Below are 23,231 nucleotides of genomic sequence, written 5' to 3'. Positions count from 1 at the left end.
CCATCGCTACCCTCCAAGGCTTTGCCCTAGGGAATCACAATTGACGAATTACGCAACAGGCCCACAAGGGGAGAGGGGAAGAGAGAACTACGCCGCGGCCACCGTCAAATTTGCACCGTCAACCTGCACCACCTTCACCCGCGTCCCGGCCGGCGTATCGGGGCCGGCCACGCGCCACACCGTGTCGCCGAGGCGCACGGTGCCGTTGCCGTCGATGATCGGCTTCTCCAGCGTGAACTCGCGGCCGAGCAATGCCTCGCTTCGCTTGTTCAGGAAGGGGCTCGTGCTTGCGTCCAGCTTCGGCCGCGCGAGCCGGCGCCACACCGGCACGGCGGCGGCTGCGAAGATTGCGAACATCACCAGCTGGATCTGCCACGACACGGCGACAGCAAAGGAGATCAGGCCGACCAGCAGCGCGGCGAGCCCGAGCCAGAACAGGAATACGCCCGGCGCCAGCACCTCCAGCGCCATCACGATGAAACCGAAGATCAGCCAATTCCAGGTGCCGAGCGATACGAACATGTCGGTCATGACACGACCTCTTTATGCTGGCGTATGCCCTGATCGGAAAACCGGTCCCCACTTTTCCGGGGCATGCGCTTTAAATTGCCGCATGCACTTTTCGAAAATGCATGCGCTTTGATTACCCCTGTCGCGGCGGCACCGCCGGCGGCGTGGGGCCGGTCGTCGGCACCGAGCCGCCGCGGCGGGCGGCAGCGGCCGCGGACGCCGCGCTTTCGCCGAACGTTGCCTTGGCGATCTCGCCGATGCCGGCGAGCGAGCCCAGCATACTCATCGCTTCGACCGGAAGCATGATGACCTTCTGGTTCGGCGAGTCGGCCAGTTGCCCGAACGCTTTGATATACTTGTCGGCGATGAAATAGTTCAGCGCGGCGACATCACCCTTGGAAATCGCTTCGCTGACCATCTGCGTCGCCTTGGCCTCGGCCTCCGCGGAACGTTCGCGAGCCTCGGCGTCGCGGAACGCAGCTTCCTTGCGGCCCTCGGCCTGGAGGATCTGGCCCTGCTTGGCGCCCTCGGCGCGCAGGATCTCGGACTGGCGCTGGCCTTCGGCGGCCAGAATGTCGGCGCGCTTGACGCGCTCGGCCTTCATCTGCCGGCCCATGGCTTCGACGAGGTCGGCGGGCGGCACGATGTCCTTGATCTCGATGCGGTTGACCTTGAGGCCCCAGGGCGAGACCGCGGCGTCGACGACGCGAAGCAGGCGCTCGTTGATCTCGTCGCGATGCGACAGCACCTGGTCGAGATCCATCGCGCCCATCACCGAGCGGATGTTGGTCATGGTCAGGACGGTGATGGCCTGGGTCAGGTTGGAGACCTCGTAGCTCGCCTTGGCGGCATCGAACACCTGGTAGAAGGCGACGCCGTCCACCGTCACGGTGGCGTTGTCCTTGGTGATGACCTCCTGCTCGGGAATGTCGATCACCTGCTCCATCATGTTGATCTTGCGTCCGACGCGATCGAAATAGGGCACGATCAGGTTGAGCCCGGGGCTCAGCGTCTGGGTGTATTTACCGAACCGCTCGATGGTCCAGTCATAGCCCTGCGGCACCGTCTTCACGCCGGCGACCAGCGTGACGATGACGAGCAACACCAGAACAATCGCGAAAACATCGAAACCGCTCATATTTCCTCCAAGGCGGGAAAGCCCTTTCCCGCGCTGTCATTGGTCGGGAACGCGACCTTACCGGTTCAGCGGTCACCATTCACGTCGGCGCGGAGCGACATTTCCACAAGAAGTACGGAGGCGGAACGATCGCCGATAAGTATTGTGAGAAAGCCCTTGAAAGGGCACGGAGGCAACCTAGCAACGGCCGGTGTCCTAGTTGGACCATGTAAAATTCACCGGCTTCAGCGCGGCGAGCTCGGGCCGCTCCTTTCGCAGCTTCGCCAGTTGGACGGCCGTCGGCCTTGTCTCGAAACTGCGTTGCTGCCCCGGAAAGACGGTCGCAACGTAATACAGTCCGGGGGCGGGAAGATCGATCTTGGGCGTATGCACCGGCACGAATCCCATCGACGCGCCATTCGGGAGATAGGTGCCCGGGCGCCCCGTCGTCGTATAGTTTTGCAGCTCAAGCCCCGTCGTTCCGACCGCGACTGGAATCGCAACAAAGCCGTCCGGAGCAACGCTGATCCCTCGCGCATTGATCGCGGGAAAACCGTTGTGAACGAACTGAAGATAGTTGATCGTCTCGCTGCCGCCGTTCGCGACCAGGACAATGGCCGTATCGCTCTTGACGGCACCGCCGGCCCGCACCGCTTCCGGATACATGGTCGACGCTACGTCCCCGGTCGTGTTGCAGCCAGCGAGTCCGCAGGCCACGACAGCTACAAGCAACAATCCCCGCATGTAATCGCGCCCGCCCCGTTCGAGCCGCATCGCTCGCGGCAACATCCCCACCGTCATTTTGCCCCAGGAATTCCGGAATCACCAGTCGAAGGTAGCTTCGGCGCCCCTATTCAACCACGGTGTTGGCGAGCGCAAGCAGCGAGGGCGACATGGTCAGCCCCAGCGCCCTCGCCGTCTTCAGGTTGATCGCCAGCTCGAACTTGGTGGGGTTCTGGACCGGCAGGTCGGCTGCCTGCGCGCCTTTCAGGATGCGATCGATGTAGTTGGCGGCGCGGCGGAGCTGCTCGGCGCTGTCGGTGCTGTAGGACATCAGCCCGCCCTCGTCGACGAAGGTGCGGCTCCAGAACACCGCCGGCACGCGGGCTTCACCGATTGCAGCCAGGAGCTGGGCACGATTGGCCATGGTGAAGAAGTCAGGCAGCACCAGCAGGCCGCCGTCCTTCCGCGAAGCCAGCGCGGCGATCGAGCCAGCGTCGTGAACCGGCGCTGCCTCGACCGACACGTGAAGCGTCCGTGCGGCGTCCTCGATCGTGCGCAGCATCAGGGGCGCGAACGGCGCGGTGGCAGGATTGTAGACGACGAAGACGCGGGACACTTTTGGCGTGACCTGCGTCAGCATCTCCAGCCATTTGCCGGCGAGCGGGCCGTCGTAATCGGTGAAGCCGGTGATGTTGCCGCCGGGATGAGCGAGGTTTTTGACAAAGCCCTGGCTGACGGGATCGGTGACGACGGCGAAGACGATCGGAATCGTCGTGGTGCGCTGGCGCAGCTCCTCGACCGACGGCGTGCCGACCGCGAGCAGGATGTCCGGCTTGAGCGCCACGAGTTCGTCGGCGAGGCGCGCGATGCGTGCCCGGTCGCCGGCGCCGCTGCGCCAATCGATCCTGAGGTTGTCGTGCTCCTTCCAGCCATGGGCGGCGAGCGTCTCGACCAGGATCGTGCTGCGGGCCTGCCCGATCGCGTCATCCGCGGCCGTGACCGAGAGCACGCCGAGCCGCCGCGTCGCGTTCGGCTGCTGCGCCAGCACCGAGGCCGGCAGCGCGGCGATCGTCCCAAGAAGCGCCAAAGTCTCGCGGCGGTTCATGGGACACGCCATCAGATCCAGCCCTGAAGCTCGCGCAGCACCAGGGTGCGGATCACGTCCATACCGGGATCGCTGTCGTTGAGACAGGGGATCGCGGAAAACTGCTCGCCGCCATTATGCTTGAAGATCTCGGCATTCTCCTGCGCGATCTCCTCCAGCGTCTCCAGGCAGTCGGCGGAAAAGCCCGGCGTCACCACCGCGATGCGGCGCACGCCTTCCTTGGCCAGCCGCTCCATGGTCTTGTCGGTGTAGGGCTGGAGCCACTCGTCATTGCCGAAGCGGGACTGGAAGGTCAGCAGCAGTTTCGTCTCGTCCATGCCGAGTCGGCGGCGCAGCGCATCGGTCGTGGCGACGCAGTGGGACTGATAGGGATCGCCCTTGTCGACATAGGATTTCGGCATGCCGTGGAAGGATGCCACGATCAGCTCCGGCGCGAACGGCAGCGTCGCTAGATGCGTCTCGATCGAGATCGCGAGCGCCTCGATATAGGCCTCGTCCTCGTAATAAGGCGGCGTCACCCGCAGCGTCGGCTGATTCCGCAAGCGGGCGAGCACGCGAAACACTTCGTCGCAGACCGTCGCCGAGGTCGAGGCGGAATATTGCGGATAGAGCGGCACGGCGAGGATGCGGTCGCACCCCTTCGCGATCAGCGCATCGATGCCCGACTTGATCGAGGGATTGCCGTAGCGCATCGCCCAGTCCACGACGACGTGGTCGCTGTCAGACAGTGCGGCCGCAAGCTTGTCGCTCTGCGAGCGCGTGATGGTCTTCAGCGGCGACTCGTTCCGCTCATTGTTCCAGATCTTCTGATAGTCCAGCGCCTTGGTGCGGGGACGGCTGCGCAGGATGATGCCGTTGAGCACGAACTGCCAGACCAGCCCCTGGTCCTCGATGACGCGGGCGTCCGAGAGGAACTCCTTGAGATAGACCCGCACGCCGGGCGCATCGGCCGTATCGGGCGTGCCGAGATTGACCAGGAGCACGCCGACGCGCCGCAGGCTGGACCGGACGGCGGGCTTTTGCGCTGCGATGGGGGCAATTGTCGTCATGATCAGTTGCGTCGCGCGTTGCTCCGAACTTGTCAAGATGAGGTCGATTTCGCTAGGGTCGCGCCCAAGCGGGGAGGGGCTGATGACACTCGCGGAATTCTGCGTATTGGGAGCGCTGCTGCTTTATCTGGCGACGATCGTCTCGATCAAATGGACGCGGTTTCGCATCTTCGACAATTCCCGGCCGCGCGACCCCGCCTTCTTCGAGGATGCGCTGGCGCAGCGCGCGCTTGGTGCCCACCAGAACGGCATCGAGACCTTTCCGTTCTTCGCCTTCGCGGTGCTGCTTGCCGAATTCCGGGATTCGCCGCAGCGGCTGATTGACGAGCTCGCCGTGCTGTTCCTGATCGTGCGGATCGCCTACGTGCTGACCTATCTCGGCAACCGCCCGACACTGCGCTCGATCCTCTGGAGCATCGGTTTTGCGATCAATCTCGGGATCTTCTTCATGCCGGCGTTGAAGCGGTTTTTGCCGGTGTGATCTTTCTTCCTTCTCCCCTTGTGGGAGAAGGTGGCGCGCGTAGCGCGACGGATGAGGGGTATCTCTCCGCACGATTCAATCGTGAGAGGTTTGCTCGCGGAGAGATACCCCTCACCCGTCTCGCCGCTACGCGGCGAGCCACCCTCACCCACAAGGGGGGAGGGAAAGAGCAACCTTAAAAACACGTCGTCCGTTCGGCGGCGATGTAGCCGAACAGCAGGCCCGCGCCGAACAGCAGCACGAGAGCGGCGGCGCCGAATTCGATGCCGCGCATGAACAGCGCACCGCCGCCGTCGCGCCCGGCGCTGAGGCGGGCGGCGATGTCCTTGGCGGAGACGGCGACGACGGCGATAGCCGCGACCGTAATTGCGGTACCGAGTCCCATCAGCAAGGTCGCGGCGATGCCGGCCCAGAACAGGCCCTGCGCGAGCGCGAACACCAGCACCAGGATCGCGCCCGAGCAGGGCCGGATGCCGACGGTCAGGATCGCAGCGAACCCGCGCCGCCAGCCGCCGGGACCGGCGAGCTCGCTCGGCGTGGGGCCGTGGGAATGGCCGCAATGCTCGTCATGGACGTGGTCGTGCCCGTGGTGGTGATGGGCGTTGGCGTGACCTTGGTCGTGATGATGGTGATCATGACCGTGATCGTGGTCGTGATGATCATGGACATCATGGTGATGGCCGTGATCGTGATGGTCATGCGGCACGCCGGCGATCGCCGGCACCGGCTGGACCGCCTGCAGCGCGCGGATGAAGGTGCGGCCCTTGACCCAGACCAGCCGCAGGCCGAACAGCGCGATCAGGCCGTAGCTCGCGATCTCGATCGCGCCTTCCGCCTTGCACATGGTCTTGGCGGTGGCGTTCAGCACCCAGGCCGAGATGCCGACGATCAGGATCGCCACCAGCGACTGCATCAGCGCCGAGGCAAACGACAGCGCGATGCCGCGCCGCGCGGTCTCGCGGTTGGCGACGAGATAGGAGGCGATCACCGCCTTGCCGTGGCCGGGGCCGGCGGCGTGGAAGATGCCATAGGCAAAGGAGATGAAGAGCAGCGTCCACACCGCCGAGCCGTCGGACTTCGCGGCGCGAATGGTCGCCGACATCTGGCGATAGAATTCCGACTGCTTTGCCAACAGCCAGCCAATGACGCCGCTGGCCTCGGGCTCCGCGGCCTGCGCCGGGCGTGGTGCACCGAACGGATTTTGCGCGAGGAGATCGTGAAGCGCGGCGTCCGCCACACCGAGCACGACGACAGCCGCAGCGCAGGCAAGCAGCCCGCGTGCGAACGGGGAGAGTTGCGGCTTCAAGGGCAATCCACCGTGATCTTGTTGGCGAACATCATGCCGAAATTCGAGTTCTCACCGTTCAGGAAGGTCTGCTCGTTGAGCTTCTGCGCGGCGGCGGAGCCGTCGTTGGGACGATCGAGCTTCATCTGGCAGCCGGCGGGCGCGCCGACCAGCTTGACCGGATTGTCCTTGGCCATCTGGAAGTCGATGAAGTAGGAGCGGTCGAACACTTCGAGCACCAGCTGCTTGGGCTTGACCGGGTTCTTCAGCGGCAGCGTGAAGTGCAGGGTCAGCACGGTATCCTTGTAGTCGAGGAAGTAGTCGACCGGCTCGTTAAATCGCTCCTTCTTGCCGTCGCCTCGCGCGAAGGTGAAGTAGGCGTATTCCTTCAGCGACTCGACATTGGTCTGCGCCAGCGGCCCCAGCTCCTCGCGCGTATAGGCGCCCTTGGTCTTGCTCTCGAGCCCCTGCAGGGCATAGGCCGAGAACATGTCATCAAAGGTCCAGGCGTGGCGGACGCCGGTGATCGAGCCGTCGGCGGCGTAGAGCAGCTCGCTGGTCGCGGTGATCCAGACATGCGGATGCGCCCGCGCCGCGCCGGCTGCGAACGTCATCGCAGCGGCGAGCAACAGGCCGAACAGGGCACGCATGCCCATCAGGCTGCCCTTGCGCCATCGAGCAGGCCGCGCCGGCGGAGCAGCGCGTCGGGCTCCGGCGGGCGGCCGCGGAAGGCTTCATAGGCGGCCTCGGGATCGACCGATCCACCCGAGGAGTAGATGTCGTCGTGCAGGCGCTTTGCCACTGCAGGATCGAAGATGTCGCCGGCCTCCTCGAAGGCGCCGAAGGCGTCGGCGTCCATCACCTCCGACCACATGTAGCTGTAGTAACCGGAGGCATAATGGTCGCCGGAGAAGATGTGGCCGAACTGGGTGGGGCGGTGGCGCAGCGAGATCTCCTCGGGCATGCCGATCTTCTCCAGCTCCTTCTTCTCGAAGGCGCGGACATCCTGCGCGGCGGAAGCCGGCTGGGTGTGGAATTCGAGATCGACCAGCGCCGAGGAGACGAACTCGACCGTGGCAAAGCCCTGGTTGAACTTTCGTGCGGCGAGGAAGCGCTGGAGCAGATCGTCCGGCAGCGGCTCGCCGGTCTGGTAGTGGCGGGCGAACTGCTGCAGCACCTCGGGCCGCTCCTGCCAGTGCTCGTAGAGCTGGGACGGCAGCTCGACGAAGTCGGTGAACACCGCGGTGCCCGAGAGTGACGGATAGGTCACATTGGAGAGCATGCCGTGCAGGCCGTGGCCGAACTCATGGAACAGGGTCCGGGCATCGTCGGGCGACAGCAGCGAGGGCTCGCCGTTCGCGCCCTTGGCGAAGTTGCAGACATTGATGACGAGCGGCGCGATCTCGCCGTCGAGCTTCTGCTGGTCGCGCAGCGAGGTCATCCAGGCGCCGGAGCGCTTCGACGGCCGAGCATAGTAGTCGCCGTAGAACAGCGCCTTGTGCTTGCCGTCCGGCCCCTTTACCTCCCAGACCCTTACATCCGGGTGCCAGGCCGGCACGTCCTTGCGCTCCTCGAAGGTGATGCCGAACAGGCGGGTGGCGCAGTCGAAGGCGGCGGCGATCATGTGATCGAGCGTAAGATACGGCTTGATCGCGGCGTCGTCGAAATTGGCGCGCTGGAGGCGGAGTTTTTCGGCATAGAAGCGCCAGTCCCAGGGCGCGAGCTTGAAATTGCCGCCCTCTTCCGTGATCAGCGCCTGCATCTCGTCGCGGTCGGAGAGCGCACGCGCACGCGCCGGCTTCCAGACCCGCTCCAGCAGGCCGCGCACCGCATCCGGCGTCTTGGCCATGGAATCCTCGAGCCGGTAGGCGGCGAAGGTCGGATAGCCCAGAAGCTTGGCGCTCTCCTCGCGCAGTTGCAGGATCTCGACGATGGTGCCGTTGTTGTCGTTGGCATTGCCGTTGTCGCCGCGCGCCGTGAAGGCCTTGTAGACCTTCTCGCGCAGGTCGCGGCGGGCCGAGCTCTTCAGGAACGGCTCGGTCGAGGAGCGCGACAGCGTGACGATGGCCTTGCCGTGCATGCCGCGCTCTTCCGCCGCAGCCTTGGCGGCGGCGACAAAGCTCTCCGGCAGGCCCTCGCGGTCGGCCTCCCCCAACTCCATGAACCACTCCTGCTCGTCGCCAAGCAGGTGGTGGCTGAAGCCGGTGCCGAGTTGGGCGAGCTTCTCGTTGATCTCCGCCATCCGCGCCTTCGCCTCTTCGGAGAGGCCGGCGCCGGAACGGTGGAAACGGGTGTAGGTGCGCTCCAGCAGGCGGAGCTGCTCCGGCGAAAGACCAAGACCGGCGCGGTTCTCGTGCAGATGGGCGATGCGACCAAACAGCACGGCGTTCATCATGATCGGATTCCAGTGCCGCGCCATCCGCAAGGAGACCTCCTTGTCGATCTCCAGGATGGCCGGGTTGGAATGCGCCGAGACGAGGTCGTAGAAGACCGCCGCGACCTTGGTGAGGAGCTTGCCGGAGCGCTCCAGCGCCGTGATGGTGTTGGCGAAGTCGGCGGCCGCCGGATCGTTGGTGATCGCCGCGATCTCCGCGGAGTGATCGGCGAAGGCCTGCTCGAAGGCGGGCAGAAAGTGCTCGGGCTTGACCTCGTCGAAGGGCGGGGTCGCAAACGGCGTCACCCAGGCCTTCAGCAGCGGGTTGGTCTCGGGGTCCGTGGTTTGGCGGGGGTCTGACATCGCTAGTCCCGGTTTTTGTGGTTCGATTGTTGGGGTCAGCTATAGCACGCGATGGGGCTTTTTTGGGCCATTTGCCCTTGCTCCCGGCCGCCTTTTCGGGGAGATTGCGGCCCTCGAAGCCACGGACCCCAGAGCTCATGAACGCGCCTGTCTCCTCTTCCCGTCAGATCGTCTGGCCGAGCGTCATCACTGTCGTCAGCGCCGCCATCCTGATCGGCGCCGAGGTGTTCGGCGCCGCGTTCGCCGGCGGCTGGGCGCTCGCGATCCTGTTCGGGCTCGGCGAGCAGGGCACGCACATCCTGCAGGCTGTGCTGTTCGCGCTCGGCGTGCTCGTGATGACCGCGTTCATCCGCGCGGCTCAGCGCGTCGAGCCGTTCACGAAGCGCCGCTGACGCTTCCTCGCGCGCGCAAGACGCGCGCACGGCTGAGAAAACTTAACGCGCGTTCATCTTCCGCGCCGCTCGTGCAACACTGCGCAAGCAGATGTTAGGCAATTCTGTCCTCAGCCTAAAAAAATTCTTGCGAAGCTGAGTCAAAACGCTTATGTGCGCTCTTGCCCAATTTCGCACGTGCCTGTGGTCGTGTGTCAGTCGGTAGGTATCCGGACAAGAGGCCGGACAGCCGCCAAGGGGTGAAGAAGCCGAGGGGCTCTTCGGAAGTGCGGAAGTCGCGAGACCGAAAGGTCGGACGAGGAAGCAAACCCGGAGCGTCCAGCATCTCTCTCAAAGAGATGCCTAGTCGAAGGTGACTTCACTTTTTGCAACCGTGACTGGCAGCCGGAGGCGAACCGGCGCACCCCGCTCTCAACGGGGGACGCGACTTAAAGCAACGACGGATCGGGCTTTTTTGGTCTCTACCGGCAGTCCAACGCCGGCGCGGGCTACTGAAAAGGCTTGTCCTTCATTGCCAGGTGTGCGGGCGGGAACAATCCCAACCAATCCACGGCAGCACAGTCTGGTTTGAGTCTTTGGCTCGTCGCGCCTCCATCGCGCGATCTGGCCGGAGCGCTCTTATCCGACGACATTTTTTGAACGGATCCCCGTCGCTGGGCCGTTTGGGAGAGTGCTATGACCGAACGTATTCAGGAATTCCTGCGCAACCGCCGCAGCGAGGGCCGGGACACCGAGCCTTGCCTCGTCGTCGACCTCGAGGTCGTGCGCGACAATTACCAGACCTTTGCCAAGGCGCTGCCCGACAGCCGCGTGTTCTATGCCGTCAAGGCGAACCCGGCGCCGGAAGTGTTGTCCCTGCTAGCATCCATGGGCTCCTGCTTCGACACCGCGACAGTCGCCGAGATCGAAATGGCGCTGGCAGCAGGAGCTACGCCCGACCGCATCTCCTTCGGCAACACGATCAAGAAGGAGCGCGACATCGCGCGCGCCTTCGCGCTCGGCATCCGGCTGTTCGCGGTCGACTGCGTTCCTGAGGTCGAGAAGGTCGCCCGTGCCGCTCCCGGCGCGAAGGTGTTCTGCCGCATCCTCTATGACTGCGCCGGCGCCGAATGGCCGCTGTCGCGCAAGTTCGGCTGCGACCCGGAAATGGCTGTCGACGTGCTCGACGTTGCCAAGCGCCTGGGCCTGGAGCCGTGCGGCATCTCCTTCCATGTCGGCTCGCAGCAGCGCAAGGTGAAGGCGTGGGACCGTGCGCTGGCGATGGCCTCGCAGGTGTTCCGCGACTGCGCCGAGCGCGGCATCAACCTCTCTATGGTCAACATGGGCGGCGGCTTCCCGACCAAGTACCTGAAGGACGTGCCGCCGGTGGTCACCTACGGCCGCTCGATCTTCCGCGCGCTGCGCAAGCACTTCGGCAACCAGATTCCGGAGACCATCATCGAGCCGGGTCGCGGCATGGTGGGCAATGCCGGCATCATCGAATCCGAAGTCGTGCTCATCTCGAAGAAGAGCGACGAGGACGAGGTGCGCTGGGTGTATTTGGACATCGGCAAGTTCGGCGGTCTCGCCGAGACCATGGACGAGTCGATCCGTTACGCCATCCGCACCCCGCATGACGGTGCGGACATGACGCCGTGCGTGCTCGCAGGCCCGACCTGCGACAGCGCCGACGTGCTGTACGAGAAGAGCCCGTATCCGCTCCCCGTCACGCTCGAGATCGGCGACAAGCTGCTGATCGAAGGCACCGGGGCCTATACGTCGACCTACTCGGCGGTGGCGTTCAACGGCATCCCGCCGCTGAAGACGTACCACATCTGATTTGCCACATCTGATCCGCCTCTCGTTTTGAGGCCTGACGAACCCGGGAGCCGGTCCGCCGGCTCCCTTCCTGACATTGCCATTCTGACGACGTCTTGAGCCGGCGTGCTTCTCGCACGCGGGTTCAAGCGGGGACTGACGCGCCATGACTGCTTTTCGGAAGCCACAAGTCGCCCTCACTTCGAAAGCCGCTCCGTTCGCGATCCGTGCGGAACGTGCTGCCGACGTCGCCGCCCGTGAAGCGCTGCTGGATGCAAGCTTTGGCGAGAACCGCCACGGCCGCACCTGCCAGCGCCTGCGCGACGGACGTGCACCTGCCGCAGGCCTTGCCCTGTCGGCTGTGCGCGAGGGGACACTCGTGGGAACCGTGCGGCTGTGGCACGTCAGCGCCGGAGGCAGGCCCGCTTTGGTCCTCGGACCGCTGGCGGTGGACCCTGCCTTCCGCGAGCTCGGGATCGGCGCCGCGCTGATGCATCAAGCGCTGGCCGCCGCCCGGGCGCGCGGGCATGCCGCCGTGATCCTTCTCGGCGATGCCCCCTATTACGCCCGCTTCGGCTTCTCGCCCGAGAAGACCGGCGCATTGATGCTGCCCGGCCCGTTCGAGCGCGATCGCCTGCTGGCGATCGAATTCCAGGCCGGTGCGCTGGATGGCGTTGAGGGGATGATCGTGCCGACCGGCACGGCCCTGCCCAAACGGAGGGTAGTTCGCGCCCTCCAGGCGCACGCGGCCTAAGGGATTGCCATGATGGCGACGACTTAAGCCGCGTTCCGCGGCGATGCTCGCGCGTGCCCGTTCCTTTGGGGTTGCGCGGGCCTGAGAAACGCCCTTTAACCCGCCAACACCCCGTTCAGTCGAGGCCCACGACCATGTCCCGTCGCCTGATCTCCACCGGCTCTCCCCTCGAGAAGACTGTCGGCTACAGCCGCGCCGTGATCGACGGCGAGTTCGCCTTCGTCGCCGGAACCACCGGCTATGACTACACGACGATGACGATGCCATCAGATGTCACGAGCCAGTCACGCAACTGCTTCAAGACCATCGAAGCCGCCCTGAAGGAGGGCGGATTCGAGATGGCCGATATCGTCCGTGCGACCTACTACGTCACCGACGCCAGCTACATCGATGCCCACTTCGCCGTCTGCGGCGAGGTTCTCGGCGATATCAGGCCGGCTGCGACATTGCTGGTCGTCAGCGCCCTCGCCAAGCCCGAGATGAAGGTCGAGATCGAAGTCACCGCCAAGCGCCGCAGCGTCTGACAAGCGCCGCAGCGCCTGATCCACCCCCCCACCCTTTGTCTGCCAGCACGTTCCGGAGAAACCATCCCATGAGCCACCCCTCGCAGATCTACGCGAAGATCACTGGTCCCATCGTCATGGTCGGCTTCGGCTCCATCGGCAAAGGAACGCTGCCGATGATCGAGCGGCATCTCGACTACGACAAGTCGCGCGTCACCGTGATCGATCCCAAGGACGAGGGCCGCAAGGCGCATTGCGAGAAGCAGAACGTCCGCTTCATCCAGAAGGCCGTGACCCGGGACAATTACCGGGAGTTGCTGACCCCGCTGCTCACCGAAGGCGGCGGCCAGGGTTTTTGCGTCAATCTCTCGGTCGATACCGGCTCCACCGACATCATGGAGCTCTGCAATGAGCTCGGCGCGCTCTACATCGATACCGTCAACGAGCCCTGGCTCGGTTTCTATTTCGATTCCTCGAAGGGCCCGGAAGCGCGTTCCAACTACGCGCTTCGCGAAGTGACGCTGGCCGCCAAGAAGGCGCGCCCGGCGGGCTCGACGACGGCCGTCTCCTGCTGTGGCGCCAATCCCGGCATGGTCTCCTTTTTCGTCAAGCAGGCGCTGCTCAACGTCGCCGCCGACCTGAAGCTCAATGCCCCCAAGCCGAAGACCAAGGCCGAGTGGGCCGATTTGATGCGGCAGGCCGGCATCAAGGGCATCCACATCGCCGAGCGTGACACCCAGCGCTCCAAGTCGCCGAAAGAGCCTGATGTCTTCGTCAACACCTGGTCGGTCGAAGGCTTCCTGTCGGAAGGCGTGCAGCCGTCCGAACTCGGCTGGGGCACCCATGAAAAATGGATGCCCGAGAATGCGCGGACCCACGAAGCCGGCTGCGGCGCCGCCATCTATCTGATGCAGCCCGGCGCCAACACGCGCGTGCGCACCTGGTGCCCGACCCGCGGCGCGCAGTATGGCTTTCTCGTCACCCACAACGAGTCGATCTCGATCTCCGATTACTTCACGGTGCGCGACGCATCGGGCACAGCGGTCTACCGGCCGACCTGCCACTACGCCTACCATCCGGCCGACGATGCCGTGCTGTCGCTGCACGAAATGTTCGGCCGTGCCGCGAAGATGCAGGAAAAGCACCACATCCTCGATGAGAACGAAATCGTCGACGGCATCGACGAACTGGGCGTGCTGCTGTTCGGCCACGACAACAATGCCTATTGGTACGGCTCGCAGCTCTCCATCGAAGAGACCCGCCAACTCGCGCCCTATCAGAACGCCACCGGCCTGCAGGTGACCTCCGCCGTGCTCGGCGGCATGGTGTGGGCGCTGGAAAACCCGAACGAAGGCATCGTCGAAGCCGACGAGATGGATTTCGATCGTCTGCTGGAGATCCAGCTGCCGTATCTCGGCCCGGTGAAGGGTTACTACACCGACTGGACGCCGCTGACGGATCGTCCGGGACTGTTCCCGGAAGACATCGACACGAGCGATCCCTGGCAGTTCCGGAATGTCCTGGTGCGCTGACCTCTCAGCGCTTCCGGTTGATAGCGATGCCCGGCCTTGTGCCGGGCATTTCTTTTTGCCGACCTATTTCGCCAAGTAATCGAACGCCACGCTGCCGAGCCCGAGCGTCAGGTCCGCTTTGAAATGCAGCGCCGAGACCACCTCGCGCACCGGCAGGCGGGCGACGTCGCAGAGTGCGTGAGGAAACAGGCCAAGCGCGGCAGGGCCGGTCCATGCTTCCTTCAGCACGACGTCATCGAGATGAAACCGCACCAGCTCGCAGATCCGCGGGCTGCCGTCGACATGCGGGATGATCTTCAGGATGAAGTTCGGCGCCGCCATCGATTTCAGCACCATGTCGTGGTCGACCTTGCGGTGCTTGTAGCCCATCGTGGCCGAAGCGCAGAGGACCGAGCCGTAATGCAGCGAGCCGACCAGGACGTCGCTCTCGATCTCGATCTTGGGCCTTGCGAGCTTTTTCGGAAAGCCCCACAGCTCGCGGCCGCCGGCGATCGGGGCCTCGTCGTCCAGATACATCGCGTGGGTGTAGCCGCCCTCCTCGCCCTTGAAGCGGACCGGAATCACCTGCCCGGTTTCGGTGTAGTCGCCGAATCCGGTCGAGTCGGGCATGCGGATGAATTCGTATTTCACCACCGGCTCCGCCACCTCGAGCGGCTCGGGCACGATGGCGGCGAGGGCTTCGGGATCGGTCCTGTAGGTGATGATGAAATATTCGCGGTCGAAGAAGCGATATGGCCCCGGCGGGAATGCCGGGTTGGTGAGCGGCATCGAATAAGCGGTGCGGCGGACGTCTTCGATCTTCATGGGAGGCCCCATCTGTCGTTGGCGCGACAGATTATGGAACGGGCCGTCTGCCGAGGCGAGATCAAATGCGCGTCACAATACGCCGGCCGCCGGGCTACTTCTCCTTGATCGGCGGCGCGATCTTCTCCGCGGGCGCCGCCGGCAGTGCCGGCTTGGTCGCCGCACCCTGCGTCTGCGGATCGGGGCGCGCGGGCTCGGGGGCCGGCGTGGTCGGCCGGTCGCCACCGGGCTTGGCCTGCGCGGGCGTCTTGTCCTGATCGCTGGACGGCGTGCCCTGGAGCGGTTGCGTCGCCTGCGCCGTCTGCGTCCGGCTTTCGGCCCGGATCTGCGCCAGCGATAGACCTGACACCACGACGCCTGCTGCGAACAGCGAGCAGGCGATCATCAGGTCGCGTTTCAGTCTGCGCTTGTCATTTGGGCCGGGCATGTCGATCACCGCCTTTGTCCGCGGGACCAACGAACTTGCCCGACTGCGGTTCCATGGCGGACGAGGCGGGAACCGTGCCTTCGCGCGCCAAAACGCCACGCTCAGTCGGAGGTGTTGACTTCCGCGTGGCGGACGCCCGGCAGGTGCTGGAGATCGGTCGCCACCGCGTTCAGCTCGTTCGGATCGACTGCGGTCGCAACCAGCTTTGCGACAATCTCGATCAGGTCATCCCCAGTCTCAACCACGTCGATATCGGCCACCGGATATTTCGCGGCCTCCAACTTGTCGACGAGACGGTCGCGCATGTCGGGCAGGGCGTCGGCCGCGACGGCGAGCTTGAAATAGTAGGTCGCCTCCGAGGTCTTCTCGTTCAGCGGAATGCGGTTGATGGCGTTGACCAGCGGGCGCAGCATGGTGTTGCCGGCGATGACGAACACGGTCAGCGCGGCCGCCTGCGCGACCATGTCCGCGCCGGCACAGGAGCCGACGGCGGCCGAGGCCCACAGCGTCGCCGCGGTGTTGAGCCCGCGCACGTCCATGCCCTGCTTCATGATGACGCCGGCGCCGAGGAAGCCGATGCCCGAGACAACATAGGAGATCACGCGGACCGCACCGTCGGCGCCGGTCAGGTGCATGGCGAGATCGACGAAGGCGGCAGCACCGACCGCGACCAGCACGTTGGTGCGCAGACCCGCGGTGCGCTGGCGGTACTGCCGCTCGGCGCCGATCAGCGTGCCCAGCACGAAGGCTGTGAACAGGCTGACCAGCGTGTCGGCGAAGTCAGCAATCTGGAAGGTCGTCAAAAACCGCATGGTCCCTCGCACGGGTTGGCACACGATCTATGCGAGAGTGCCGACGAGGTCAATTTGAACGGGCACCGGCTGTGGAAGCCGATGCCCGGTCGTCTTGCTTTCTCCGCCTTAATGAGCGGCCGCGAGCAACATCTGCTGGGGCGGCGTGTAGTTCAGCACGGTGCCGCCGTTGCCGTCGGAGGCGAGCACGAAGGACGAGGCCGAGTATTGCGCCAGCAGGGCCCAGGAGTAGCTCTGGCCGCCGTCGGTCGTGACCGTCAAATTGTTCGCGCCGTCGACATCGACACTGCTGACCACCGTGTTGCGGAAGTCGATGGTGTCATCGGCGCCGAAATTGGCGATCGAGCCGGTCAGACCCGCCGGCGTGTCCAGCACCAGCGCTGCGCCGTCGGAGCCGCCGAAATCGACGTTCTGGAGCAGGCCGCCGGCGTAGACATGCTCGCTGCCGCCATCCAGATGCGCGTTCGAGACGTTGCCGCCCGCCCCGACATCCTGCTCGCCACCGCCGCTGACCGTCGTTGCGGTCGCAGCGCCTGCGACGAACTGATAGCCGCCATTGATCGTCGCGCTGCCGTCGGTAGCGCCGGCGTCCACGTACTGGAAGCCGCCGGCTGCGATCGTCGTGCCCGTTGTCGCGCCACCGGAGCCGACATATTGCCGCCCACCGGCATTGATGACGGTGCCGGCAGCGTGGCCATTGCCGAGCACCTGCTGATCGCCGTCGAGCACGGTGTCGGTGACGGTACCTTGGTAAACATCCTGGTAGCCACCCGCCGCGACCGTCGTTCCGGCGGCCCTACCGCCCTGATAGACGTGTTGGGAGCCGCCACTCGCGACGAGGACGCCATTCGCCGTGCCGTAATCGTATTGATTGCCGCCGGCGCCCACCGTCGTGCCCGTCGCCGTTCCGCTCAGATATTGCGTTCCGCCGTCGATCGTCGAGTTGACGTCGCGGCCGCCGGCGGCAACGGACTGCTGTCCGCCAGCCTTGATCGTGGTGTGGGCCGAGGTGCCGTTAGCGTAGACCTGCCCGAAACCGTACAACAGGGTATCTGTCGCACGCCCACCGGCGCGGATGTCCTGATAGCCGCCGGCTTCGATCATCGCGCCGGTCGTGCCGGTGCCAAAAACATGCTGCTGGCCGCCGTTCTTGACCACCGATCCGGTCGAGATGCCGTAGTCTTCTTCGATTCCGTTGCGCAAGACGGTCGCCCCGACCGAGGTGCCGCGGACAACAAGGCTCGGGTTGAAGGACGAGGAGGCCGCCGCGACGATCGCGTTCTCAAGTGAGGCGCCGCTCGCTAGCGTGTAGCCAAAGGCGAGAGGGATCGATTGCGACACGCCGGTATTGCCGGCGGCGTCGCGCAGACGGGCCGTCACATAGGAAAGTCCGGTTGCCGGAGACAGATTGTCCAGCCGCCAGGTGCCGTCGGCGGCGCTGGTGACTGCGTGATCCGTTGGACCAAACGACAAGGTGAGCGCGGAGGTCGCGTCAGCCAGGTCGAGCGTGCCCCGGACGGTGATCGAAAAGGGCGTTGCATCGGAATTTTCGATGCTCGTGATCGCGAGGACGGGGGCGGTCGCATCGACCGTAAAGGTGAATGCGGGCCCGGGGTTGCTATGGTTGCCCAGGCTATCCGTGGCGGTCGCGGCGTAGCTGTAGGTCGAGCCGTCCTGGAGGCCGGACACGCCGAGGCTCCAGCTGCCGTCGCTGCCAACCGTGGTGACGCCAACGACGGAATTGTCGCCGGCATTCGTGACCGTGACGGTGTCTCCGGCATTGCCGGAGCCGGACAGGGTCGTCATCCCGCCATGGAAGTGCGCCGCGTTGATGTAATTGTTGCCGTCCGCACCCGGCGTCACGTCCGCATCGACGATCGTCAGGGCCGGAGGCGTGCGGCTGATCGTATATTGCGTGGTGGTCGAATTCGGCGCGGTGAGGAAAACATCCTCGCCGGTCGAGGAGTTGCTCGTTGTCCACTCCACCACCACGTCGGCTTTTCCGTCTCCATTGAGGTCACCGACGGTGATTCCGTTGGCGCCCGAAGCGAGCGGCAACGTCACCGCCGGGCCGAACGTGCCGTCACCGCGACTGTAGAAGGTCGAAAGCGTATTGTTGCTGCTAGCGACCACGGCGAGGTCCGTTTTACCGTCGCCATTGAAGTCCGCGGCCGCCAAGTTCCAGATGGGCGCCGGTGTCAGGAAGGTCTGTGGCGACGCGAAGGTGCCGTCGCCGTTGCCGAGCAGGATCGCAATCGAGTTGTTGGTTCCGAGTGCAAGATCAAGCTTGCCGTCGCCGTTGAAGTCGCCGCTGATCGTTCTGGATGAGGTGCCGGCCGTGATCGGGGATTGGAACGTGCCATCCCCGTTGCCAAGCCGCACGGCAACCGGCGAACTTGACGAGTCCTGCACAAGCAGATCGATCTTTCCATCGCCGTTGAAATCTCCGCTTGCGAAGGCGTTGGAGGCATTCGTGGCAATGGGCGATCCGAAAGAACCATCGCCGTTACCGAGCAGCAGCGACGTGCCGATGTTGTTCGACATGATCACGTCGGCCCTGCCGTCGCCGTTGAAGTCGGCAAACGCCCTGATATTGCCGCCAGTGCTGCCACCCGTCGCATACTTCGTCGCCGCCGCGAACGTGCCGTCGCCATTGCCCAGCCTGACGTCCAGGGTCCCGGTGAAGATGTTGCCCATCAGGACGTCCAGCTTGCCGTCGCCGTTGACGTCGCCGAGTCGAATCGACGATTCCAGCTCCGAGGCGCCGGTCAGCGAGGTTTGCTTGAACTGGCCCGTGCCGTCATTGGTCCTGACATCGAGAAAATATGCGGAAGCGCTGACGGTTCGGATGTACACCATATCCTGCTTGCCATCGCCGTGGACGTCGCCGACCGCCGCCGTGTTGATGATGCTGAAGCGCGGGCCGGCCATCTGCGACTCGGACTGGAATGGCCCGATATAATAGCCGCTGGAATCGTGCACATTGGTGCCGGTCAGTTGCAGCCCCAGCGAACCGCTGCCCGAGCCGGTGTTGACCGTGACCGTGTAGCTCGCGCCGTTGCTGCCAGCCACCGGCGTGATGTCCGTGATGCCGGCACCATTGATGCTCCCCGTCGTGGCGAGGGTGAACTGATCGACCGTGACGCCGGACACCGGCTTCGAAAAGGTGACGGTGTAGTGCACGACGGACGCGTCGGTCGACGACGGATCGGTGCCTGTGATGCTGACGAGCGTCGGAAGATCGGGGATGAGTGGCATGGGGATTCCCTGGCGTGGCGCTTGATGCGAGGATTCGAATTGCACGCCGGCTCCGGACAGGCCGACGCCAAGCGCAACTGATCGCGCGGCAGCAATTCGAAATTGCACGCCGTGCTCTCTACATCTGCGACCCTACAGGGACTGCTTGTCGGTTATGTTACACATTAACGATAAACAACATAACGCAGGGAGCCTGTGCCTCGCAGAAACCGGTCCCTCGCAAGATCGACAGACGATCCATGCGAGAGTTGCGCCGCGGTCAATTTGAACGGGCATCGGCGCTATGGAAGCCAATGCCCGTCCGTCTTGGTTTTGCCTGCCTTAGTGAGCGGCCGCGAGCAAGGTCTGCTGTGGCGGCACATAGCTCAGCATCGTTCCGCCGTTGCCGTCGGCCGCGAGCACGAAGGACGAAGCTGCGTACTGCGCCAGCAGCGCCCAGGAGTAGCTCTGGCCGCCGTCGGTCGTGACCGTCAGATTGTTCGCGCTGTCGACATCGACACTACTGACCACCGTGTTGCGGAAGTCGATGGTGTCGTCAGCGCCGAAATTGGCGATCGCGCCAGACAGGCCCGTCGGCGCGTCGAGCACCAGCGTTGCGCCGTTCGAGCCGCCGAAATCGACGTTCTGGAGCAGGCCGCCGGCGTAGACATGCTCGCTGCCGCCGTCGAGATGCGAGTTCGAGGCGATGCCGCCCGCCCCCACTTCCTGCTCGCCACCACCGCTGACGGCTGCGGCGGTCGCAGCACCTGCGACGAACTGATAGCCGCCATTGATCGTCGCACTGCCGTCGGTGGCGCCGGAGTCCACATACTGGAAGCCGTCGGTCTCGATGGTCGTGGCGGTGGTTGCGCCGCCCGAACCGACATATTGCCGCCCGCCGGCATTGATGGTGGTGCCGGTGGCATGGCCGTCCGTGAGCACCTGCTGCTCACCGTCGAGCACGGTGTTGGTGACTGTCCCCTGGGAAACGTCCTGATAGCCGCCCGCCGCAACGGTCGTGCCATCCGCACTGCCGCCCTGATAGACATGCTGGATGCCGCCGCTCTCGACAAGAACCGCGATAGACGTCCCGTAGTCGTACTGAACGCCGCCTGCGCCAACGGTCGCGCTCGTCGTTGACCCGACGATGTACTGCCGGCCACCAGCGATGGTCGCACCGCTGTCGGTGGCGCCGGCGTCGACATACTGGAAGCCGCCGATCGCGATGGTCGTATTGGTGGTCGCGCCACCGGAGCCGACATATTGCCGGCCACCGGCATTGATGACGGTGCCGGCAGCCTGGCCACCGGCAAGCACCTGCTGATTGCCGGCGAGCACGGTGTTGGTGGCCGTCCCCTGGTAGACGTCCTGATAGCCGCCCGCAGCAACGGTGGTGCCGCTGGCACTGCCGCCCTGATAGACGTGTTGGGAGCCGCCGCTCTGGACCATTGCGCCGGTCGCTGTGCCGTAATCGTATTGATTGCCACCCGAGCCGATCGTGGCATTCGCGCTGCTGCCCGTCACATATTGCGTACCGAAGACAGTCGCATCGTGGTCGGCGCCGGCCGTGCTTTGGGTGCCAAGAGCCTCGATGACGGTGCCGTAGGTGCTGCCGTTGACGTAGATGTTCTGGAGTCCGCCCGACTTGATCGTGGTGTGGATCGCCGTGTTGCCGACCGTTTGCGTGCCATAAAGCACCGTGTCCTTGGCGGTCCCCTGGAAGCTCACGAGCTGAGTGGCGCCAGCCTGCACCAGGGTCCCGGTCGCCGTGCCGTATTCGAGCCCTTGGCTCCCACCATTGTATATCGTTGCCCCGGTCGAGGTCCCGCGGACGATTTCGCCCGCGCCAGAGAGAACGATCGCGCCGGTCTCCGCGGCGTTGGAATCCACGGTGAAGAAACTGTCGACAACCACCGCGTTGGCGAGCTGCGTGCTGGAGACAAGCGTATAGTTGCCCCTGATGAGCGTATAGGTCGGCGAGGCGCCGACATTGCCTGCGGCATCCGAGAATCTAGCCACGATCGTCGTCAATCCGTATGGCACGACCTGGCTATTGAACTGCCACGATCCGGTCGCGCTGGAGACGATCACGTCGGTCCCTCCAATCGAGACGGTCACCTGCGCCGGCACGTCGGTCGTCCCCTGCAGGGTGACCTTCGGGTTTGACACCGACGAGTCGGCCGACAAATTGATGCCCGTGATCCCGAGCGATGCGGTCGCATCGACCGTGAAGGTGAACGCCGGGCCGACGCTGCTGTTGCCGTGGGAGTCGGTCGCAGCCGCGACATAGCTGTAAGTGGTGCCGTCCTGCAGGCCGGACACGCCGAGGCTCCACGTGCCGTTCTGGCCGACCGTGGCCGTGCCGACGACTGCGTGAGTCATGGCGTCGGTGACCGAGATGGTGTCGCCGGCATTGCCGGTGCCGGCCAACATCGTCGCCCCACCATGGAAATGCGCCGCGTTGATGTAATTGTTGCCGTCGGCGCCGAGCGTGACGTCCCCGTCGGTGATGGTCAGCGCCGGCGACGTCCGCGCGATCGTGTACGCCGGTCCCGTCTCGCTGGATGAACCGGTCAGCAGGATATCGGTGCCCGAACTTTGAGTGAAAGGATTGGTGCCGAATTGATATCCGACCAGAACGTCGGCCTTGCCGTCGCCGTTCAGGTCACCGACGCCGATCTGCCCGGCGGTCTTGTCGAGCGGCGAGATCCTCACTTGCCCGAACGTGCCGTCGCCGTGACCGAAGAAGGTCGAGAGCGTGTTGTTGGTTCCGACGACCACGAGATCAGCCACGCCATCGCCGTTGATGTCGGCGACCGCGCCGGATCCGATCGTACCCGCCGCCTGAAGAGTCGTCCCGGACGAGGTGAAAGTACCGTCGCCGTTGCCGAGCAGGATCGAGATTGTGGCGCTGCTGACGGCCGCCATGTCGAGCTTGCCGTCACCGTTGAAATCGCCGGTGAGGACAGATGTCGCCGTCTTGACCGGGGACGACGGAGCCTGGAACGTGCCGTCACCATTGCCGAAGCTCAGCGCTATTGCCAGATTGGTCGAATTCCTCGTCACGAGGTCGAGCTTGCCGTCTCCATTGAAGTCGCCATAGGCGATGGAGCCGACGCCGAGATTCGTGGTGATGGCAGTCCCAAACGTACCGTTGCCATTTCCTGGCAGGACCGTGCTGCCGACGACGATGTCGAGCACGCCATCGCCGGTCACGTCGATCACTTTAGGTGTTTGATAGACGCCGCTGCCGGCGGAATAGCTCGTGTTGGCCCCGAACGTGCCGTTACCGTTGCCGAGACGAACAGTCACGGTACCGTCGAGGGTGACCTGTGCGATGTCCAGCTTGCCGTCGCCATTCAGATCGGCAAGCGCCAGCAAGGGCAATAGGCCTGGGCTCGAGGTGTTCGAGGCTGAGGAGAAGTGACCGGTGCCGTCGTTCAGCGCCACGCTGACGTAGCTCGGGTTGACGAAAAAGTTTGTCCCCATCACGACGTCCAGCTTCCCGTCTCCGTTGACGTCGCCGATCGCGAAGGACGTCGGGCTGTTTACGGTCAGCTTCGATTCGGATTGGTACGGTCCGACATAGTAACCATTGGTATCGTGGACGTTGCTTCCCGTGAACTGGAGCGCCACCGAGCCGGAGCCGAATCCGGTATTCACCGTGACCGTATAGCTCGAAAGGTTGCTGCCGGCGACCGGTGTCACGTCGGTGATGCCCGCGCCGCCGATGCTGCCACTCGTTGCAAGGCTGAACTGATCAATCGTGACGCCAAGAACAGGCTTCGAGAACGTGACGGTGTAGTGCACCGTTCCGGCGTCGGTCTGGGTCGGATCGGTCGCTGTGATGCTGGTGATGGTCGGAAGATCGGGGATGACGGGCATCTGAATTCCCTGCGGTGGCGCGTGTTGATGCGGGGATTCGAAATGCACACTGGCCCCGGACAAACCGGCGCCAGGCACATT

At 64.6% G+C, this 23,231-nt stretch carries 19 protein-coding genes; 6 read left to right on the top strand and 13 right to left on the bottom strand.

The genetic code is table 11. The features are described 5' to 3' along the window. Positions 1 to 87 precede the first annotated feature (87 nt). The 5 genes from AC0L3X_RS32250 to hemH form a co-directional block, all read right to left on the bottom strand. A complete protein-coding gene (locus AC0L3X_RS32250) occupies positions 88 to 531 on the bottom strand; it encodes an NfeD family protein (RefSeq protein WP_063985705.1) in 444 nt (147 codons plus the stop codon). Positions 532 to 643: 112 nt separating this feature from the next. Continuing rightward, a complete protein-coding gene (locus AC0L3X_RS32245) occupies positions 644 to 1,648 on the bottom strand; it encodes an SPFH domain-containing protein (protein ID WP_071909416.1) in 1,005 nt (334 codons plus the stop codon). A gap of 195 nt (positions 1,649 to 1,843) precedes the next feature. After that, the gene (locus AC0L3X_RS32240) at positions 1,844 to 2,401 is read right to left on the bottom strand and encodes a hypothetical protein (RefSeq protein WP_225004714.1); all 558 of its coding nucleotides are present in this window, start codon (positions 2,399 to 2,401) and stop codon (positions 1,844 to 1,846) included. A gap of 76 nt (positions 2,402 to 2,477) precedes the next feature. Beyond that, positions 2,478 to 3,455: an ABC transporter substrate-binding protein gene (locus AC0L3X_RS32235; protein ID WP_063985708.1), complete on the bottom strand. Its 978-nt coding sequence runs from the start codon at positions 3,453 to 3,455 to the stop codon at positions 2,478 to 2,480. 11 nt (positions 3,456 to 3,466) lie between these two features. Beyond that, the gene (hemH, locus tag AC0L3X_RS32230; RefSeq protein ID WP_063985709.1) at positions 3,467 to 4,504 is read right to left on the bottom strand and encodes a ferrochelatase; all 1,038 of its coding nucleotides are present in this window, start codon (positions 4,502 to 4,504) and stop codon (positions 3,467 to 3,469) included. 82 nt (positions 4,505 to 4,586) lie between these two features. On the opposite strand from hemH, the gene AC0L3X_RS32225 reads away from it, so the two are divergent. Then, a complete protein-coding gene (locus tag AC0L3X_RS32225; protein WP_063985710.1) occupies positions 4,587 to 4,985 on the top strand; it encodes an MAPEG family protein in 399 nt (132 codons plus the stop codon). Positions 4,986 to 5,160: 175 nt separating this feature from the next. On the opposite strand, the gene AC0L3X_RS32220 is transcribed toward AC0L3X_RS32225, so the two are convergent. The 3 genes from AC0L3X_RS32220 to AC0L3X_RS32210 are packed head-to-tail and all read right to left on the bottom strand — an operon-like array spanning position 5,161 to position 9,007. After that, a complete protein-coding gene (locus AC0L3X_RS32220) occupies positions 5,161 to 6,291 on the bottom strand; it encodes a nickel/cobalt transporter (RefSeq protein WP_187387826.1) in 1,131 nt (376 codons plus the stop codon). After that, positions 6,288 to 6,926, bottom strand: coding sequence for a DUF1007 family protein (locus AC0L3X_RS32215; protein WP_063985712.1), 639 nt, complete (start codon positions 6,924 to 6,926; stop codon positions 6,288 to 6,290). The genes AC0L3X_RS32220 and AC0L3X_RS32215 overlap by 4 nt, the downstream gene beginning before the upstream one ends. After that, positions 6,926 to 9,007 (bottom strand): M3 family metallopeptidase, encoded by a 2,082-nt coding sequence (locus AC0L3X_RS32210; protein ID WP_063985713.1) that lies wholly within the window; start codon positions 9,005 to 9,007, stop codon positions 6,926 to 6,928. The genes AC0L3X_RS32215 and AC0L3X_RS32210 overlap by 1 nt, the downstream gene beginning before the upstream one ends. Before the next feature lie 137 nt (positions 9,008 to 9,144). Between AC0L3X_RS32210 and AC0L3X_RS32205 the strand changes: the two genes are divergently transcribed. The 5 genes from AC0L3X_RS32205 to AC0L3X_RS32185 all read left to right on the top strand — a co-directional run bounded on the left by AC0L3X_RS32205 (position 9,145) and on the right by AC0L3X_RS32185 (position 13,985). Beyond that, positions 9,145 to 9,399: a hypothetical protein gene (locus AC0L3X_RS32205; protein WP_063985714.1), complete on the top strand. Its 255-nt coding sequence runs from the start codon at positions 9,145 to 9,147 to the stop codon at positions 9,397 to 9,399. Positions 9,400 to 10,074: 675 nt separating this feature from the next. Then, positions 10,075 to 11,217 (top strand): type III PLP-dependent enzyme, encoded by a 1,143-nt coding sequence (locus AC0L3X_RS32200; protein WP_063985715.1) that lies wholly within the window; start codon positions 10,075 to 10,077, stop codon positions 11,215 to 11,217. Positions 11,218 to 11,362: 145 nt separating this feature from the next. Next, entirely contained in the window at positions 11,363 to 11,950 is a 588-nt protein-coding gene (locus tag AC0L3X_RS32195) for a GNAT family N-acetyltransferase (protein WP_283017744.1), read from the top strand. A 134-nt stretch (positions 11,951 to 12,084) separates the two neighbouring features. After that, a complete protein-coding gene (locus AC0L3X_RS32190; protein WP_063985717.1) occupies positions 12,085 to 12,474 on the top strand; it encodes a RidA family protein in 390 nt (129 codons plus the stop codon). 68 nt (positions 12,475 to 12,542) lie between these two features. Then, complete coding sequence (locus tag AC0L3X_RS32185) at positions 12,543 to 13,985, top strand: homospermidine synthase (RefSeq protein WP_063985718.1); 1,443 nt, start codon at positions 12,543 to 12,545, stop codon at positions 13,983 to 13,985. A gap of 63 nt (positions 13,986 to 14,048) precedes the next feature. On the opposite strand, the gene AC0L3X_RS32180 is transcribed toward AC0L3X_RS32185, so the two are convergent. From AC0L3X_RS32180 to AC0L3X_RS32160, 5 genes are all read right to left on the bottom strand, one after another. Further along, positions 14,049 to 14,789: an acetoacetate decarboxylase gene (locus tag AC0L3X_RS32180; RefSeq protein ID WP_063985719.1), complete on the bottom strand. Its 741-nt coding sequence runs from the start codon at positions 14,787 to 14,789 to the stop codon at positions 14,049 to 14,051. Between the two features lie 94 nt (positions 14,790 to 14,883). Beyond that, a complete protein-coding gene (locus tag AC0L3X_RS32175; protein WP_063986723.1) occupies positions 14,884 to 15,216 on the bottom strand; it encodes a hypothetical protein in 333 nt (110 codons plus the stop codon). Positions 15,217 to 15,317: 101 nt separating this feature from the next. Further along, complete coding sequence (locus AC0L3X_RS32170) at positions 15,318 to 16,028, bottom strand: MgtC/SapB family protein (protein ID WP_283017745.1); 711 nt, start codon at positions 16,026 to 16,028, stop codon at positions 15,318 to 15,320. 108 nt (positions 16,029 to 16,136) lie between these two features. After that, positions 16,137 to 19,286: a beta strand repeat-containing protein gene (locus AC0L3X_RS32165; protein ID WP_354132633.1), complete on the bottom strand. Its 3,150-nt coding sequence runs from the start codon at positions 19,284 to 19,286 to the stop codon at positions 16,137 to 16,139. Between the two features lie 321 nt (positions 19,287 to 19,607). After that, entirely contained in the window at positions 19,608 to 23,150 is a 3,543-nt protein-coding gene (locus AC0L3X_RS32160) for an FG-GAP-like repeat-containing protein (RefSeq protein ID WP_063985722.1), read from the bottom strand. Between the last annotated feature and the right edge of the window lie 81 nt (positions 23,151 to 23,231).

The organism is Bradyrhizobium sp. MI1.7 (assembly GCF_055811795.1).
Note: the sequence above shows the minus strand (reverse complement) of the source record. Positions and strands in the feature narration are given on the sequence as shown.

What these genes read in the sequence shown, in the direction of transcription:
- AC0L3X_RS32205 (WP_063985714.1), top strand. Translation starts at nt 9,145, where the DNA reads ATGAACGCGCCTGTCTCCTCTTCCCGTCAGATCGTCTGGCCGAGCGTC.
- AC0L3X_RS32240 (WP_225004714.1), bottom strand. Translation starts at nt 2,401, where the DNA reads ATGCGGCTCGAACGGGGCGGGCGCGATTACATGCGGGGATTGTTGCTT.
- AC0L3X_RS32195 (WP_283017744.1), top strand. Translation starts at nt 11,363, where the DNA reads ATGACTGCTTTTCGGAAGCCACAAGTCGCCCTCACTTCGAAAGCCGCT.
- hemH (WP_063985709.1), bottom strand. Translation starts at nt 4,504, where the DNA reads ATGACGACAATTGCCCCCATCGCAGCGCAAAAGCCCGCCGTCCGGTCC.
- AC0L3X_RS32215 (WP_063985712.1), bottom strand. Translation starts at nt 6,926, where the DNA reads ATGGGCATGCGTGCCCTGTTCGGCCTGTTGCTCGCCGCTGCGATGACG.
- AC0L3X_RS32210 (WP_063985713.1), bottom strand. Translation starts at nt 9,007, where the DNA reads ATGTCAGACCCCCGCCAAACCACGGACCCCGAGACCAACCCGCTGCTG.
- AC0L3X_RS32190 (WP_063985717.1), top strand. Translation starts at nt 12,085, where the DNA reads ATGTCCCGTCGCCTGATCTCCACCGGCTCTCCCCTCGAGAAGACTGTC.
- AC0L3X_RS32185 (WP_063985718.1), top strand. Translation starts at nt 12,543, where the DNA reads ATGAGCCACCCCTCGCAGATCTACGCGAAGATCACTGGTCCCATCGTC.
- AC0L3X_RS32235 (WP_063985708.1), bottom strand. Translation starts at nt 3,455, where the DNA reads ATGAACCGCCGCGAGACTTTGGCGCTTCTTGGGACGATCGCCGCGCTG.
- AC0L3X_RS32165 (WP_354132633.1), bottom strand. Translation starts at nt 19,286, where the DNA reads ATGCCACTCATCCCCGATCTTCCGACGCTCGTCAGCATCACAGGCACC.
- AC0L3X_RS32225 (WP_063985710.1), top strand. Translation starts at nt 4,587, where the DNA reads ATGACACTCGCGGAATTCTGCGTATTGGGAGCGCTGCTGCTTTATCTG.
- AC0L3X_RS32250 (WP_063985705.1), bottom strand. Translation starts at nt 531, where the DNA reads ATGACCGACATGTTCGTATCGCTCGGCACCTGGAATTGGCTGATCTTC.
- AC0L3X_RS32175 (WP_063986723.1), bottom strand. Translation starts at nt 15,216, where the DNA reads ATGCCCGGCCCAAATGACAAGCGCAGACTGAAACGCGACCTGATGATC.
- AC0L3X_RS32180 (WP_063985719.1), bottom strand. Translation starts at nt 14,789, where the DNA reads ATGAAGATCGAAGACGTCCGCCGCACCGCTTATTCGATGCCGCTCACC.
- AC0L3X_RS32245 (WP_071909416.1), bottom strand. Translation starts at nt 1,648, where the DNA reads ATGAGCGGTTTCGATGTTTTCGCGATTGTTCTGGTGTTGCTCGTCATC.
- AC0L3X_RS32170 (WP_283017745.1), bottom strand. Translation starts at nt 16,028, where the DNA reads ATGCGGTTTTTGACGACCTTCCAGATTGCTGACTTCGCCGACACGCTG.
- AC0L3X_RS32160 (WP_063985722.1), bottom strand. Translation starts at nt 23,150, where the DNA reads ATGCCCGTCATCCCCGATCTTCCGACCATCACCAGCATCACAGCGACC.
- AC0L3X_RS32200 (WP_063985715.1), top strand. Translation starts at nt 10,075, where the DNA reads ATGACCGAACGTATTCAGGAATTCCTGCGCAACCGCCGCAGCGAGGGC.